This window comes from Flavobacterium agrisoli (genome assembly GCF_016522065.1).
Lineage (GTDB): Bacteria > Bacteroidota > Bacteroidia > Flavobacteriales > Flavobacteriaceae > Flavobacterium > Flavobacterium agrisoli.
The window spans coordinates 342,942-358,598 of the sequence record NZ_JAEHFV010000001.1 but is presented as its reverse complement, the minus strand read 5'-3'; the positions used below and the strand labels follow the sequence as shown (position 1 = coordinate 358,598).

The window sequence follows — 15,657 nt, the reverse complement described above, 5'->3', positions numbered from 1 at the left end:
ATTTTTAGACAAAACTAAACCAAAAAAATACTGCTTTATTATATCATTAAATCATTTTTTTTCAGAATTATCAGTTTGCTTAATTATTAAAAAAGCGGCTAAATCTTAAAAAAGAATTAGCCGCTTTTGTTAGCATATTCGATATGAATTACTTACCGAAATTATATCGAATATTAATACCAAATCCGTCGGCACTAAAATCGGTATCATCAATTATCCAAAAAGTAGGTCTCCAATCCACTCCTAAAACAATGGGAACTTGTTTAAAACGATATTCCAAACCAATTTCGCCACTAACTCCTAACCAAAACGGATCGTCAATATTCATTGAAGGTCCTACTCCAACATACCAATTAAATGCTTCACCACCTAAAGGGCGATATAAAAAATCCCAAAGTGCATCAATTCCTACTCCGCCGTCACCAAAGGAAACATCAGCATGAATTCGGCTAAATTTTCCGAGACCAAAAACACCATCTACAGCAAAATCACCACCACTACCACTCCCAAACCGCACTCCAACTTCTTGAGCTGAAACCATTTGCATAGTGAAGAAAAAACAAAATAATAAGGCTAATTTTTTCATAATTTTCGAATTTTAATTAAAGTTTATTCTTTTATTTAAAAAATTAAATGAATTAATCATAATTAAAATTAACAAAAAAATCCGAATATTTTTCTTATTTTTTTAAGGAATTTAAACTTACCTTAACATTAACTTGTTCTAAGTGAGCAATGTTTGATATTAAATTTTCCATTTCAAAAAGATCGTCGTCGTTGGTTTCAATCTTATTTTGTTGGTAATAATGGAGTTTCCATCTTTTTTTTCGATACTCCAAAGCGGTCAAGTTTTCGACCCAATCGCCAGAATTCAAATACAAAGTTGCTCCTTGTTTATTGGTTACGTTTGTGATTTTTGGCTCGTGAATATGACCGCAAATAACGTAATCGTATTTTTTTTCGATAGCCAAATCGGTTGCGGTAGTTTCAAAATCAGAAATGTGTTTCACTGCTTTTTTTACGCTGGCTTTAATTCTTTTTGAAAGTGAATACGGTTCTTTACCAACTTTAGCCAACATCCAATTAATAAATCGGTTTAAAAGAATCAAATAATCGTAGCCCAAGCCTCCTAATTTTGCAATCCATTTTGAATGTTGTACCGAGGCATCAAAAACATCGCCATGAAAAATCCAAGCTTTTTTACCATCGAGTTCCAAAACTAATTTATCTACCAGAGAAAAATTTCCCATAAACATTTCGCTAAACTTTCGTAAAATTTCATCGTGATTACCCGTAACATAATATACTTTAGTGCCTTTTGTAGCAAAACTGATTATTTTTTGAATAACTTTTAAATGCGATTTTGGGAAATATGATTTTCTAAATTGCCAACCATCAATAATATCGCCATTTAAGATTAATATTTTAGGTTTGATACTCGACAAATAATTGTACAATTCCTTAGCATGACTGCCATACGTTCCTAGATGAACATCCGAAATCACCACTACTTCAATATTTCTTTTTTTCAATTTGGTAAATTGTTAGTATTTATCCAAATATAAAATATTGGAAGTGGATGGCGTTTTAAATTAAAGTTATCAATTGAAGGTTGGCGTTACTAAATTGTAACATGCAAATGATTAAAACCATCGAATCCGAGTCATAAATTTTTAATTTTAATTCATAAAACTTACATTTGTCCAAAACTAACTAAAATGGCAGGAAACAGCTACGGAACACTCTATAAAATAACCACTTTTGGTGAATCTCATGGCGAAGCATTAGGCGGAATAATTGATGGTTGTCCTTCGGGAATAACACTTGATTTTGAAGCAATTGAAACAGAAATGGCTCGCAGAAAACCAGGTCAATCGGCCATTGTTACGCAACGTAAAGAACCAGACGCAGTACAATTTTTATCCGGAATATTTGAAGGAAAAACAACAGGAACGCCAATTGGTTTTATTATCCCGAATACCAATCAAAAATCGGATGATTACTCGCATATAAAAGACAATTACAGACCTAGTCATGCCGACTATGTCTATGACCAAAAATATGGTTTTAGAGATTATCGTGGGGGCGGACGCAGTTCAGCACGCGAAACTGCTAGCCGTGTAGTGGCGGGCGCAATTGCCAAACAAATGTTACCCGAAATTAAAATAAACGCTTATGTTTCTTCGGTTGGTCCTATTCATTTAGATAAAAATTACAAGGAACTTGATTTGTCTTTAACCGAAAACAATCCCGTTCGTTGTCCCGATGAAGCTGCCGCTGTTAAAATGGAAGAATACATTCGTGAAATAAGAAAACAAGGTGATACCGTTGGCGGAATTGTGACTTGCGTGATTCAAAACGTTCCGGTTGGACTAGGAGAACCTGTTTTTGATAAGCTACATGCTGAATTGGGCAAAGCCATGCTTTCTATTAATGCGGTAAAAGGCTTTGAATACGGTAGCGGATTTGCAGGTGCCGAAATGAAAGGAAGTCAACACAATGATTTGTACAATCCAGATGGAACTACGCAAACCAATCTTTCTGGAGGAATTCAAGGTGGAATTAGCAACGGAATGGACATCTATTTTAAAGTAGCTTTTAAACCTGTTGCTACCATTATGCAAACGCAAGATTCGTTAAATAATAAAGGTGAAATTACACCAATGACCGGAAAAGGGCGTCACGATCCTTGTGTGGTTCCTAGAGCCGTTCCAATTGTAGAAGCAATGGCGGCCATTGTTTTAGCCGACTTTTATTTGATTAATAAGACATACTAATAATTTTTAAATAAACAAATACATGAATAATCCTAATACCGAAAACAAAAAAACTTCTTTCATAAAAAGCTTGACAGGTCAAATTTTGATTGCGATGGTATTAGGTGCGGCACTAGGAATAATTTTACACAAATCCATTTCTCCTGAAAGTGCTGAAAATTTTAGTCAAAAGATTAAAATGTTGGCTGCCATCTTTATCCGATTGGTACAAATGATTATTTCTCCGCTAGTCTTTACAACTTTGGTAGTTGGAATTGCAAAATTAGGCGATATAAAAGCCGTTGGACGAATTGGAGGAAGAGCGCTCGCTTGGTTTTTTACAGCCTCTTTTATTTCATTATTAATAGGATTATTTTATGTTAATATTTTACAGCCGGGAGTTGGTTTAAATTTACCTCATATTGATTTAGGAACAGCCGCAGAAGTAACAGGAAAAACACAAACCCTTACTTTTGAAAATTTTGTTGAACACATTGTTCCCAAAAGTGTTATTGAAGCTATGGCAACCAACGAAATTTTACAAATTGTAATTTTCTCTATTTTTTTCGGATTAGCGGCTGCTGCTTTAGGAGATACAGTAAAACCCGTAATTACAGCATTAGATAAAACATCACATATTGTTTTAAAAATGGTTAATTACGTAATGAATTTTGCACCTATCGGAGTTTTTGGAGCAATTGCAGGTGTTTTTGCGGTACGTGATTTTCAAGAATTAATTATAACATACTTTAAATTTTTTGGCTCCTTTTTAATCGGCATTGGAACACTTTGGATTTTTTTAATTGCTATTGGATATGTTTTTTTAAAATCAAGAATGAACTTGTTATTAAAAAGAATTATCACTCCTTTAATTGTAGCTTTCGGAACAACCAGTAGCGAAGCTGTATTTCCTAAATTAACAGAAGAACTAGAAGAATTTGGAGTAAAAGATAAAATTGTTTCTTTCATGCTACCCTTAGGTTACTCTTTTAATTTAGATGGAAGTATGATGTACATGACTTTTGCCAGTATGTTTATTGCACAAGCCTACGGAATACATTTAGATTTAGGAACGCAAATGGTCATGTTATTGGTCTTAATGTTAACCAGTAAGGGTATTGCAGGAGTTCCTCGCGCCAGTTTAGTGGTTGTGGCTGCTACGTGTGGCATGTTCGACATTCCTATAGAAGGTATTGCATTGATTTTGCCAATTGATCATTTTTGCGATATGTTCCGAACGGCAACAAATGTGTTAGGAAATGCATTAGCAACATCAGTAGTTGGAAAATGGGAAGGTGATTTTGAGCCTCAATTAGAAGATTTAAAATAGTTTTAAAAGCATCTTTTTAAGGATGCTTTTTTTATAAAAAACAATTTAAATTTCTCGACCTATATAAACATTTTAACTTATATTTGATAAAACAATTCTTGTGATATGCCTCAAATCCGATTTGTTTTATTCCTAGTATTATTGTTTAATAGTACTACAATACATGCTTTCTCCCAGACTGCATCAGTTGAAACTGTCGAAATAGAAACCTTGACCGATAGCGCTGTTGCGTTTTTCAATAAATCAGACTATCAAAAATCATTGCTAACTTCTAGAGTGGCTTTAAATTATGCCATTCAGCAAAAAGATAATGTTTTAACCGCTAAGTGTTATAATATTGTTGCAGCCAATTATCACGTTCTTTCGCAATACACCAAAGGTATTTTTTATTATGAAAAAGCGCTTTCATTTGCCGAAAAAACGGCTAATGATGTAATGAAATATAAAATAAATAATAATCTCGGTACAATTTATTTTTTCGAAAAAAAGCAACACCAACGGGGTCTTAATCATTTTAAAAAAGCACTAGCCTTCGCAAAAAAAATTAAAAATTACGAGTCCGTTTTCACTACCAATTTAAATATTTGTTGGGCTTTTTTTGAAATTGAAAATTTTGAAAACGGTAAGAAATATTTGCAAGTCATTAATAAAAATCAGAATCAATACCTCTCTCCTACTACATCTACCGTTTTTTATTTGGTAAACGGAATGTTTGCAAGACATCAAAACCATTCAAAATTAGCCGATTCCTATTTTTTAAAAGCAATTGAAGAAGGAAAAAAATGGGAAAAAGATTCCGATTTGTCTTTCGCTTATTTAGAATATTCTAAATTTTTGAATGCTGAAAAAAAATTCGAACAAGCGTATGCTGCTTTACGTCAATACAATTCAATTACCAAGCAACTTAATGATGTAGAATTATTTAGTAAAACCGAAGCCGAAAGTGCAAATTTAGAATTGGATGAATACCGAAGGGAAATAAGTAAAATTGAAAACGAAAAAGATATTCAGAAGGAAAATTTCGAAAAGTCAAAACTCATCAGTTTTTTATTTCTTTCTATTTCATTTATTTTTTTAGTTTTAATTGGATCGTTATTCATAAACGTGAATTACAAAAAACGTTTGAACGCCAAGTTAATGAAAGCCAATGAAGACCTTCAAGAAGCAAAAGAACAAGCCGAAGAAGCTTCTAAACTAAAAACACAATTTATTTCTACAATCAGCCACGAAGTTAGGACTCCTTTGTATGGTGTTATCGGAATCACCAACATGATTCTAGAAGAACATAAAGAATTATCGGATAGTAAACATTTAAAATCACTAAAATTTTCGGCCCGTTATCTGTTAACTTTAGTAAACGATATTCTTCAAATTAATAAAATTGAAGAGAAAAAATTAGTTTTAGAAACTACGGTCTTTAACCTATCGGATGAAATAAATCTGATTACTAACGCCTTATCTTTTTTAGCACAAAACAACCACAACGAAATCATAACCTATACCGACCCAAATATACCGGAATACCTAATTGGCGATAAATTACGTCTTTCGCAAATAATAATGAATTTGGTTAATAACGCACTAAAATTCACTAAAAACGGAACTGTTACAATAAAGGCAAAACTAGTTAAAACAGAAGGCGATTTATTTCATATTGAATTTCAAGTTCAAGATACTGGAATAGGAATTCCACTTGCTGATCAAGAGAAAATTTTTGAAAAATTCGTACAATTAAGTCGAAAAAACACTGACTATCAAGGAACTGGTTTAGGTCTAGCTATAGTAAAACGTCTTTTGAGTTTGTTTAAAAGTTCCATTACACTAAAAAGTGAGGTGGATAAAGGAACTACCTTCACTTTTACCATCGCTTTTGAACACAACGAAGTGAAATACAATCAAATTATTAACGCCATTGAAGTTGATTTAACTTCTAATATTATAGTAAATGTTTTAGTGGTAGAAGACAATACCATTAACCAAATTGTTACCAAAAAAATCATTGAAAAAAACAATTATACCTGTCAAATTGTGGAAGATGGTTTATCGGCTATTGAAATACTCAAAACTGAAAAATTTGATGTTATTTTGATGGATATTAATATGCCTATTTTAAACGGATTTGAAACCACTAAGAGAATCCGAAAAATGGGAGTTAAAACCCCAATTATTGCACTAACGGCATTTGATAAAGAAGAAATTGTTGAAGAAGCTTTGGCTTCGGGAATGAATGATATTATTATAAAACCATTTGACCCACTAAAATTGTTCAAAATCATCAATTGTCTGGTTTACAAAACCATTCCAAAATAATTCTTTATACTTTTTAAATTAAAAATCCAATTTTTGTAGTGTTTCTAAAACATACGTATGCATTACCGTACGATAATCCAAATGGGTCACAATTCGGAGTTTTCCTTGTCCCATTGCACTAATAAAAATATTTTTTTGTTGTAGTTTTTCAATAATCCAACGTTCGTCGTATTGTTTTTGAACTGTAAAAATTAGAATATTGGTTTCTATCGGTTCTACATTGGCTACCCAATTTTTAGTTCTTAAAACAGCTCCTATTTCCTGTGCTTTTTTATGATCATTAGCTAAATGCTGAATATTGTGGTCTAAAGCATAAATACCTGCTGCTGCCAAATAGCCAATTTGTCGCATTCCGCCCCCTAAAATTTTACGAATACGCAATGCTTTTTTCATATCGGCTTTGGTTCCAAGTAGAACCGAACCAACCGGTGCCCCCAAACCTTTTGATAAACAAACCGAAATAGTATCGAATAAACGACCAAAGTCTTTTGGATTTTGTTTTTTTGCTATCAAAGCATTCCAAATTCGGGCTCCATCTAAATGGTATTTCAAGCCATGTTTTTCGCAAACACGTTTTATTTTAATCAATTCTTCAATTTCATAACACGCTCCTCCTCCTTTATTGGTGGTATTTTCAATGCATACCAAACTCGTTAACGGACTGTGATAAAATTCGGGATCGTTAATAGCACTTTCTACTTGCTCGGCCGTAATCATTCCGCGATTTCCATCCAACAAACAACAAGAAACACCGCTATTAAACGAAACACCTCCGCCTTCATAATTAAAAACATGCGCATATTTATCAGCTATAAGTTGCTCACCCGGTTGCGTATGCAATTTAATTGCCGCCTGATTGGCCATAGTCCCCGACGCAAAAAAAAGTCCAGCTTCCATTCCAAACAGAGCTGCCACTTTATTCTCTAATGCAATAACGGTAGGGTCTTGTTTGTAAACATCATCGCCTACTTGCGCATTAAACATATAATGAAGCATTTCGATGCTTGGTTTGGTGATGGTATCGCTTACTAAATTTATTTCCATATTCTAAAAACTAAATCTTACTTTTGTGATACAAAAATACATATTCGGACAAGTAATTCCTCTTATTTTGCAAAGGATTTACTACTCCCGAAATTTTAAACGAAAGTTACTTAAGAATCTTATAAAAAAAGTATTAATTTATGACAACAGCCGAACAAATAAAAGGTATTGTGGAGCGCCTTGGTGCGTTGAGGAGGTATCTTTGACGTTGATGCTAAACTAATTGAAATTGCAAACGAAGAAGAAAAAACTTTTGCACCTAATTTTTGGGACAATGCTAAAGAAGCCGAAATAATTATCAAAAATCTTCGAAACAAGAAAAAATGGATTGAAGATTACGACAAAGCCATTACACTAAATGAAGAATTACAGCTGGCTTATGAGTTTTACAAAGAAGGCGAACTTACGGCCGAGGAACTAGACCAACAGTTTTTTGCTACCGAAACGCATATCGAAAACATCGAATTTAAAAACATGCTTTCGGACGAAGGTGATAGTTTGAGCGCTGTTGTACAAATTACAGCCGGAGCTGGTGGTACCGAAAGTTGCGATTGGGCCTCTATGTTAATGCGAATGTATATGATGTGGGGCGAAAAAAATGGCTATAAAATTAAAGAACTCAACTTTCAAGAAGGCGATGTTGCGGGTATAAAAACGGTTACGCTAGAATTTGAAGGCGATTATTCATTTGGTTATTTAAAAGGAGAAAATGGTGTTCATCGCTTGGTGCGCATTTCCCCTTTTGATAGTAATGCCAAACGCCATACTTCGTTTGTGTCGGTTTATGTGTATCCTTTGGTTGATGATAGTATCGAAATTGACATTAATCCAGCTGATATCGAAATAACCACTTCTAGATCGAGCGGTGCTGGTGGACAAAATGTGAACAAAGTAGAAACAAAGGTACAATTGGTGCATAAACCAACCGGAATTCAAATTCAATGTTCCGAAACTCGTTCGCAGCAAGACAACCGTCAACGTGCCATGCAAATGTTACGCTCGCAATTATATGAAATTGAATTAAAAAAACGCCAAGAACAGCGCGCCGATATTGAGGCCGGTAAAATGAAAATTGAATGGGGTTCACAAATTCGAAATTACGTAATGCAACCCTATAAATTGGTTAAAGATGTTCGAACTGGATACGAAACCAGCGATGTTGATGGTGTTATGAACGGAGAAATTGATGCGTTCTTAAAGGCTTTTTTAATGATGATGGGACAAAAAGAAACCGAATAATAATATTCAACCATTTTTAAAGGCAGAAGTTTTCTTCTGTCTTTTTCATTTTATATAATCTGATTCCGTACTCAGAATCGTTTTTATCCTTTTAGAATTTGTAAATTAGCCAAGACATTTTTTGAAAATATACTTTATAACTATGGATTTAAACTTCAATAAAAACGAAGATCACAATAAATTACTTCTTGCCGATTTAAGAAAAAAATTCTCGAAAGTTAAGCTCGGAGGTGGAGAAAAAAGAATAGAAAAACTTCACAAAGAAGGCAAAATGACTGCCAGAGAACGTATTGATTATTTATTGGATAAAAATGCCGAAGTGATTGAAATTGGCTCTTTTGCCGGAGAAGGAATGTATGCCGAACACGGCGGATGCCCTTCGGGAGGAGTGGTTGTAAAAATTGGATATATACAAGGAAAACAATGTATTGTTGTAGCCAACGATGCTACTGTAAAAGCAGGTGCTTGGTTTCCTATAAGCGGTAAAAAAAACCTTCGCGCGCAGGAAATCGCAATGGAAAACAGGCTTCCTATTATTTATTTAGTAGATAGCGCAGGTGTTTATTTACCAATGCAAGATGAAATTTTTCCGGATAAAGAACATTTTGGCCGAATTTTTAGAAACAACGCTCAAATGAGCAGTATGGGAATTACCCAAATAGCAGCAGTTATGGGGAGTTGTGTCGCCGGTGGCGCTTACCTTCCGATAATGAGCGACGAAGCATTGATTGTAGACAAAACAGGCAGTATTTTTTTGGCTGGAAGTTATTTAGTAAAAGCCGCTATTGGAGAAACTATTGATAACGAAACCCTTGGCGGCGCTACCACGCATTGTGAAATTTCGGGTGTGACCGACTACAAAGCCGAAAATGATGCGGCTGCCTTAGATAAAATAAAAAATATTGTTTCTAAAATTGGTTCTTTTGATCAGGCTGGTTTCAATAAAATTCAATCGGTTTCACCTAAATTAAATCCAGAAGATATTTACGGAATTTTGCCTAAAGCCCGAAACGAACAATACGATATGATGGAGATCATCAATAGATTGGTCGATAATTCCGAATTTGAAGCTTATAAAGAAAATTATGGACAAACCTTAATTACAGGGTATGCTCGTATTGAAGGTTGGGCAGTGGGAATTGTGGCCAATCAACGAAAAGTAGTAAAAACAGCCAAAGGCGAAATGCAATTTGGAGGTGTTATATACTCTGATAGTGCCGATAAAGCCACTCGTTTTATTGCCAATTGTAATCAGAAAAAAATTCCGCTTGTTTTCCTTCAAGATGTAACGGGTTTCATGGTTGGTTCAAAATCGGAACATGGCGGAATTATCAAAGACGGAGCCAAAATGGTTAATGCTGTTAGCAATTCGGTTGTGCCGAAATTTACAGTAATTATTGGAAATTCCTACGGAGCCGGAAATTATGCTATGTGCGGAAAAGCTTTTGATCCTAGATTAATTTTTGCGTGGCCAAGTGCCGAATTGGCTGTTATGGGGGGAACACAAGCTGCAAAAGTTATAACTCAAATTGAAGCTTCGGCTCTCAAAAATAAAGGCGAAGAAATAGATGAAGCTAAAGAAAAGGAGCTTTTTTCTAAAATTAAAGGACGGTATGATGAACAAACCTCGCCATATTATGCTGCTGCTCGCCTTTGGACAGATGCTATTATAGATCCGCTCGAAACCCGAACTTGGCTGTCTATGGGTATTGAAGCGGCCAATCAAGCGCCTATTCAAAAACCATTTAATTTGGGGGTTATTCAAGTTTAAACAATTCTGTAAGTATAACGTCTTTAAATTTTTATTTTCATTTTTTAACGCTTAAATTTTTTACATATTATTAAAAATCAGTAAATTAGTTGTTGTTTTTATTAAATTCTGATAGATATGGAAAGTGTAAAAAAAATGAATAAGTGGGCAAATTCGCATACTTATTTTTCGCTCGATTTATTTCGGATAGTTTTTGGCGTTTTTTTATTTATGAAAGGAATTTCTTTTGTAAGTAATGCGCATTATTTACAAGAATTAATTTCCCCAATTGATAGGTTTGGTGGCGGAATGTTTTTGTTGCATTACATTGCCCCCGCGCACATGATTGGTGGAATTATGATTGCTTTCGGATTATTAACCCGATGGGCAACGGCAGCACAAATCCCGATTTTGTTAGGAGCTGTATTTGTTAATATTTTAGGAACACGTACCTCCGAACATCTTATTGTAGCTTTAATTGCATTATTAGTTTGTATTTTTTTCTTTGTTTACGGTAGCGGTAAACATTCGGCTGATTATTATTTCAAAATGAATCAATAAATAATTGAAATTAAAAGAATATAAAAGAGCGCTTTTTTTCTCTTTTATATTCTTTATTGCTGATAATTATCATAGTTAGTCAGACCCTTAGCCTCTAAATTTGTCATAACAATATTGGCAATTATGGCAACTTCTCTTATTCAAAAATACAATGTTCCTGGTGCTCGTTATACGAGTTATCCCACAGTTCCGTTTTGGAACGAAACCGATTTTAGCTACTGTCAATGGCTGCAAACTTTTCAAAAATCATTTGCCGAAAGTAACGCTAACGATGGAATCAGTTTGTATATCCATTTGCCGTTTTGTGAAAGTATGTGTACGTTTTGCGGTTGCACTAAACGCATAACCAAAAATCACCATGTAGAAAACGACTACATTAATGCTGTTTTAAAAGAATGGATTTTATACTGTGATTTAGTACATCAAAAGCCTATTATCAAAGAAATTCACTTAGGTGGTGGTACTCCCACTTTTTTTAAGCCGGAAAATTTAAAAAAATTAATTGAGGGCATTTTAATTACCGCAACAAAAGCTCCTGATTACGAATTCAGTTTTGAAGGTCATCCCAATAATACTACCTACGAGCACTTAAAAACATTATACGATTTGGGTTTTAGAAGAGTTAGTTTTGGCGTTCAAGATTATGCCGAAGAAGTGCAAAAAGCAATTAACCGAATTCAGCCTTTTCATAATGTTGCTAAAGTGACTTTGTGGGCAAAAGAATTGGGCTACACTTCTATTGGTCATGATTTAGTTTTTGGACTCCCTTTTCAAAAAATAGACGACGTAAAAGATACTATCGAAAAAACACAAGCATTACAGCCCGACCGATTGGCATTTTATAGCTATGCACATGTTCCTTGGATAAAAGGAAATGGGCAACGTGGTTATGATGAGAAAAATTTACCAAAAGAGAATGACAAAAGAGCTTTGTACGAGTTCGGAAAAAAATTATTGGGAGATTATGGTTATCACGAAATTGGAATGGATCATTTTGCTTTAGCCAAAGACAGCTTGCATCAAGCCATGAAAAATAAAAACCTACATCGCAATTTTATGGGATATAGTGCCTCAAAAACACAACTAATGATTGGTTTGGGAGTCTCTTCTATTGGTGATACTTGGTATAGTTTTGCTCAAAATGTAAAGTCAATCGAGGATTATTACAAACTTTTAAAAAATAATTTATTACCTATTGATAGAGGACATATTTTAACGGAAGAAGACCTTATTATTCGCCAACATATCCTAAATTTAATGTGTCATTTTGAAACCTCGTGGTCAGAAAAGGATAACAATTTACCCGAATTGCCAGATATTTTAGCACAGTTACGTGAAATGGAAAAAGATCATCTCGTTACAATTGATCCTTCATCACTTAAAATTACTGCAAAGGGAAAAGCATTTGTCCATAATATTTGCATGGCTTTTGATTTGCGATTAAAAAGAAAAATTCCTGAAACACCTTTATTTTCGATGACAATATAATTATGGACGAACTTTTAAAAAAAATTAAAGATTGCACTTTATGTCAAGAGTTTTTGCCTATCGCTCCTAGACCAGTAATGGCGGCAAGCTCTAAAAGTAAAATTATAATTGTTGGTCAGGCACCTGGACGAAAAGCGCATGATAGCCTTACACCTTGGAATGATATGAGTGGCGATAACTTAAGAAATTGGTTGGGGGTTTCGAGAGAACAATTTTACGACACCTCTAATTTTGCTTTAATTCCGATGGGATTTTGTTTTCCAGGCAGCGAAAAATATGGTGATGTTCCACCTCGAAAAGAATGTGCTCCTACTTGGCATCCTCCCCTTTTTGAAGCAATCGAAAATCCGGAATTAATTATTTTGATTGGGCAATTTGCAATGAAATATTACCTTCAAAAAAAAGCCTATAAAACCATTACCGAAAACGTAAGTCATTTTGAATCTTTTTTACCTGATTATTTTCCGTTGGTACATCCATCTCCTCGTAACCGAATATGGCTGAAAAAAAATCCTTGGTTTGAAACTACAATTATACCCGAATTACAAAAAATAGTGCATCAAATTCTTTTTAAAGACTAACGACAATGTGGAATTTCTTGAACAAACAAACTTACTGAAGAAGGTGAAATATAAGGAATTCCTAAGCCTAAACCCCGAAGAATAAATAAAATTCCGATGCAAACCCCAACATATGGAATTATTTTTTGGATTTTATTTCTAAAAGAAACCGAAATAAATTCCTTTAAATAAACTACAGCGCTCATTAAAGGCAATGTTCCTAAACCAAATGCCAGCATGTAAACAGCACCCCAACTTACACTTTGCATAGCCAAAGCGCCAAATAAACCCACATACACCATTCCGCAGGGCAACATTCCGTTTAAAATGCCAATTGTAAAAATAGAACTGTAGCTTTTGTTTTGAAATTGCTTTCCGAGTTTTGATTTTATTTTCCCAACAAAGCTAAAAACAGGTCTCGATAAATTGTAACCAGCTAATTTTTTTTCCGGAATTAAAATAACAACTATCATCAAAATACCGATAATTATGGATAAATTTTGTTGCAAACCAGCCACCAATAAACCTCTGCCAAACAAACCGAACACAATACCCATAAAGGTATACGTTGTTAACCTTCCTAAATGATAAGTGATTAATTGTATCGCTTTTTTTTTAGCATTATGATGATCTAACGGAAGCATAACCGCAATAGGGCCGCACATTCCGATGCAGTGAAAACTACTTAACAAACCAAATATAAAAGCCGTAAAAATCATTTATTTTGTTTCAAATAGTTATCAATCGACGAAAATTGATTCTTGTGAAAGAAATTTTTTCCCTTGATATTCCCATTCCATATTCACTTTCCATAATCCTTTGATAAGTTTTTTATTTTCAATTATCATTTGGGAATCTTTTAATTTTATCTCAGATTGAAAATCAAATTTTTTGTTTGAAGGTCTATAAAGAGCTACGTTACCTTTAATCTCAGAAGCATTAAAACTTTCCGGAAAATTTATAATTACAGCTGATTGACTGTATTGAATTTGCGGTTTTTCTTTTAAATGGATTGCATTTTCAGCACGTTTCATTTCATCGCTAAATGCCATATCGTGCACATAATAATCCTCAACCACTAAATCATTATCGTATTTTGAATCGGATTGAACCTTATACACAAAATACATGATGAAGGTGATAAATAACGCAAAAGCAATCACAATTCCGGTTCCCCAATTTATTTTCATATTTAATTTAGTTAAAAGTTCTTGGTCCTAAGAAATTTGTACTTGTAGTCTCTAATAATTCGGAACCATTATAAACTCCAATTTTTACTTTAGTTTTATCACTTTCTAAAAGGGCTCGGTTAATTTCAATAAACAAAGTACCTTCTGAAATTTCTTCTTTTTTAACTTTAAAATGTAAATTACCCACATTTCGAATACTGCCTTTTTGATCAATTAATTCGAAATGAATATCGTTGTAATCTTTCATCGTTTTATTGATAATTTTGTATGTGTACACATTGCTTATATTTTCTCCTTTGTGCTCAAACAATTGACCAGGCAAACGCAAAACAACAGCTTCAACATCGTTTCTTAAAAACAACATTCCGATTAAAACACCAATTAAAATAGTCAAAACAGCTGTATACCCTTTCATTCGAGCAGTAAAACGGAAAGGTTCTTTTTTTTCAATTTCGTCTTCGGTTGCGTACCGAATAAGCCCTTTTGGCAATCCAACGCTTTCCATTATAGTGTCACATTCATCAATACAAGCGGTGCAGTTGGTACACTCTAATTGAACACCATTTCTAATATCAATTCCCATCGGACAAACGTGCACACATTGATGACAATCAATACAATCGCCTTTTCCTGTAGCTTCCCGATTTTCTTTTTTATTAAATTTTGCTCTACCAACTTCTTTTTCGCCCCGAACAAAATCGTAAGCCACATTGATGGATTTGTTATCTAATAAAACCCCTTGCATACGCCCGTAAGGACAAGCAATTATACAAACTTGCTCACGAAACCAAACAAATACGAAATAAAATACTCCGGTAAAAATGAGCAATGCAATAAAATTATGTAATTGTTTTATAGGTCCTTCTTCTATCATCAAGAACAATTGGTCACTTCCGACCAAATAGGCTAAAAAAACATTGGCTATCAAAAAAGAAATAACAAAAAAAATGAACCATTTAAAGACTCTTTTTCTAATTTTCTCGGCATTCCATTCTTGCCGAGCTAATCGCATTTGCGCTCCCCTATCTCCATCAATTAAAAATTCAATTCGTCTAAAAACCATTTCTAGGAAAATAGTTTGAGGGCAAATCCAACCGCAAAAAATTCTCCCGAAAACGACTGTAAAAAGAATGACAAAAACCACTCCAATGACCATACAAATTACAAATAAATAAAAGTCTTGTGGCCAAAATGGAAATCCAAAAATATTAAAACGACGTTCTAAAATATTGAACATCATAAATTGATTTCCGTTTACTTTTATGAACGGATTGGCAAAAAGTATAATTAACAAACCATAACTCACCCATTTACGATAATCATAGAATTTTCCGGATGGTTTCTTCGGAAAAATGAATTTTCTTTTCCCTTCTTCATCCAAAGTTCCAATGGTATCTCTAAACGATTCGTTTTGTACGGTTGCCATTTT

General features: G+C 33.9%; 14 protein-coding genes. 8 read left to right on the top strand and 6 right to left on the bottom strand.

Translation table 11 applies throughout. The features are described 5' to 3' along the window. Positions 1–148 precede the first annotated feature (148 nt). Both I5M07_RS01420 and I5M07_RS01415 read right to left on the bottom strand, forming a co-directional pair. Positions 149–586, bottom strand: a complete 438-nt coding sequence (locus I5M07_RS01420) for a hypothetical protein (protein ID WP_200104408.1) — start codon at positions 584–586, stop codon at positions 149–151. A 94-nt stretch (positions 587–680) separates the two neighbouring features. Beyond that, the gene (locus I5M07_RS01415; RefSeq protein WP_200104407.1) at positions 681–1,532 is read right to left on the bottom strand and encodes a UDP-2,3-diacylglucosamine diphosphatase; all 852 of its coding nucleotides are present in this window, start codon (positions 1,530–1,532) and stop codon (positions 681–683) included. A 186-nt stretch (positions 1,533–1,718) separates the two neighbouring features. On the opposite strand from I5M07_RS01415, the gene aroC reads away from it, so the two are divergent. From aroC to I5M07_RS01400, 3 genes are all read left to right on the top strand, one after another. Next, on the top strand, positions 1,719–2,777 hold the full coding sequence (aroC, locus tag I5M07_RS01410) for a chorismate synthase (RefSeq protein ID WP_200104406.1): 1,059 nt from the start codon (positions 1,719–1,721) through the stop codon (positions 2,775–2,777). Positions 2,778–2,799: 22 nt separating this feature from the next. After that, on the top strand, positions 2,800–4,086 hold the full coding sequence (locus I5M07_RS01405) for a dicarboxylate/amino acid:cation symporter (protein ID WP_200104405.1): 1,287 nt from the start codon (positions 2,800–2,802) through the stop codon (positions 4,084–4,086). A 105-nt stretch (positions 4,087–4,191) separates the two neighbouring features. Next, a complete protein-coding gene (locus I5M07_RS01400; protein ID WP_200104404.1) occupies positions 4,192–6,396 on the top strand; it encodes a response regulator in 2,205 nt (734 codons plus the stop codon). Between the two features lie 18 nt (positions 6,397–6,414). On the opposite strand, the gene I5M07_RS01395 is transcribed toward I5M07_RS01400, so the two are convergent. Next, the gene (locus tag I5M07_RS01395) at positions 6,415–7,440 is read right to left on the bottom strand and encodes a threonine aldolase family protein (RefSeq protein WP_200104403.1); all 1,026 of its coding nucleotides are present in this window, start codon (positions 7,438–7,440) and stop codon (positions 6,415–6,417) included. 140 nt (positions 7,441–7,580) lie between these two features. Between I5M07_RS01395 and prfB the strand changes: the two genes are divergently transcribed. The 5 genes from prfB to I5M07_RS01370 all read left to right on the top strand — a co-directional run bounded on the left by prfB (position 7,581) and on the right by I5M07_RS01370 (position 13,059). Beyond that, a protein-coding gene (gene prfB / locus I5M07_RS01390; protein ID WP_200104402.1) for a peptide chain release factor 2 occupies positions 7,581–8,679 on the top strand; the annotation gives its coding sequence in 2 pieces (ribosomal slippage) (positions 7,581–7,643 and positions 7,645–8,679; 1,098 coding nt in all). Positions 8,680–8,821: 142 nt separating this feature from the next. Continuing rightward, a complete protein-coding gene (locus I5M07_RS01385) occupies positions 8,822–10,450 on the top strand; it encodes an acyl-CoA carboxylase subunit beta (RefSeq protein ID WP_200104401.1) in 1,629 nt (542 codons plus the stop codon). 117 nt (positions 10,451–10,567) lie between these two features. After that, a complete protein-coding gene (locus I5M07_RS01380) occupies positions 10,568–10,990 on the top strand; it encodes a DoxX family protein (RefSeq protein ID WP_200104400.1) in 423 nt (140 codons plus the stop codon). 123 nt (positions 10,991–11,113) lie between these two features. Then, complete coding sequence (hemN, locus tag I5M07_RS01375; RefSeq protein ID WP_200104399.1) at positions 11,114–12,478, top strand: oxygen-independent coproporphyrinogen III oxidase; 1,365 nt, start codon at positions 11,114–11,116, stop codon at positions 12,476–12,478. A gap of 2 nt (positions 12,479–12,480) precedes the next feature. Further along, positions 12,481–13,059 carry a uracil-DNA glycosylase family protein gene (locus tag I5M07_RS01370; RefSeq protein ID WP_200104398.1) on the top strand — a complete coding sequence of 193 codons (579 nt, stop codon included), beginning with the start codon at positions 12,481–12,483 and terminating at the stop codon, positions 13,057–13,059. On the opposite strand, the gene I5M07_RS01365 is transcribed toward I5M07_RS01370, so the two are convergent. From I5M07_RS01365 to ccoG, 3 genes are read right to left on the bottom strand one after another with little or no spacing between them, the layout of a single operon-like run. Then, a complete protein-coding gene (locus I5M07_RS01365) occupies positions 13,056–13,757 on the bottom strand; it encodes a sulfite exporter TauE/SafE family protein (protein ID WP_200104397.1) in 702 nt (233 codons plus the stop codon). The genes I5M07_RS01370 and I5M07_RS01365 overlap by 4 nt on opposite strands. Before the next feature lie 21 nt (positions 13,758–13,778). After that, the gene (locus tag I5M07_RS01360; protein ID WP_200104396.1) at positions 13,779–14,228 is read right to left on the bottom strand and encodes a FixH family protein; all 450 of its coding nucleotides are present in this window, start codon (positions 14,226–14,228) and stop codon (positions 13,779–13,781) included. Positions 14,229–14,235: 7 nt separating this feature from the next. Further along, a complete protein-coding gene (gene ccoG, locus I5M07_RS01355; RefSeq protein ID WP_200104395.1) occupies positions 14,236–15,654 on the bottom strand; it encodes a cytochrome c oxidase accessory protein CcoG in 1,419 nt (472 codons plus the stop codon). Between the last annotated feature and the right edge of the window lie 3 nt (positions 15,655–15,657).

What these genes read in the sequence shown, in the direction of transcription:
- I5M07_RS01420 (WP_200104408.1), bottom strand. Translation starts at nt 586, where the DNA reads ATGAAAAAATTAGCCTTATTATTTTGTTTTTTCTTCACTATGCAAATG.
- I5M07_RS01405 (WP_200104405.1), top strand. Translation starts at nt 2,800, where the DNA reads ATGAATAATCCTAATACCGAAAACAAAAAAACTTCTTTCATAAAAAGC.
- hemN (WP_200104399.1), top strand. Translation starts at nt 11,114, where the DNA reads ATGGCAACTTCTCTTATTCAAAAATACAATGTTCCTGGTGCTCGTTAT.
- ccoG (WP_200104395.1), bottom strand. Translation starts at nt 15,654, where the DNA reads ATGGCAACCGTACAAAACGAATCGTTTAGAGATACCATTGGAACTTTG.
- I5M07_RS01365 (WP_200104397.1), bottom strand. Translation starts at nt 13,757, where the DNA reads ATGATTTTTACGGCTTTTATATTTGGTTTGTTAAGTAGTTTTCACTGC.
- I5M07_RS01370 (WP_200104398.1), top strand. Translation starts at nt 12,481, where the DNA reads ATGGACGAACTTTTAAAAAAAATTAAAGATTGCACTTTATGTCAAGAG.
- I5M07_RS01380 (WP_200104400.1), top strand. Translation starts at nt 10,568, where the DNA reads ATGGAAAGTGTAAAAAAAATGAATAAGTGGGCAAATTCGCATACTTAT.
- aroC (WP_200104406.1), top strand. Translation starts at nt 1,719, where the DNA reads ATGGCAGGAAACAGCTACGGAACACTCTATAAAATAACCACTTTTGGT.
- I5M07_RS01395 (WP_200104403.1), bottom strand. Translation starts at nt 7,440, where the DNA reads ATGGAAATAAATTTAGTAAGCGATACCATCACCAAACCAAGCATCGAA.
- I5M07_RS01385 (WP_200104401.1), top strand. Translation starts at nt 8,822, where the DNA reads ATGGATTTAAACTTCAATAAAAACGAAGATCACAATAAATTACTTCTT.
- I5M07_RS01360 (WP_200104396.1), bottom strand. Translation starts at nt 14,228, where the DNA reads ATGAAAATAAATTGGGGAACCGGAATTGTGATTGCTTTTGCGTTATTT.
- I5M07_RS01400 (WP_200104404.1), top strand. Translation starts at nt 4,192, where the DNA reads ATGCCTCAAATCCGATTTGTTTTATTCCTAGTATTATTGTTTAATAGT.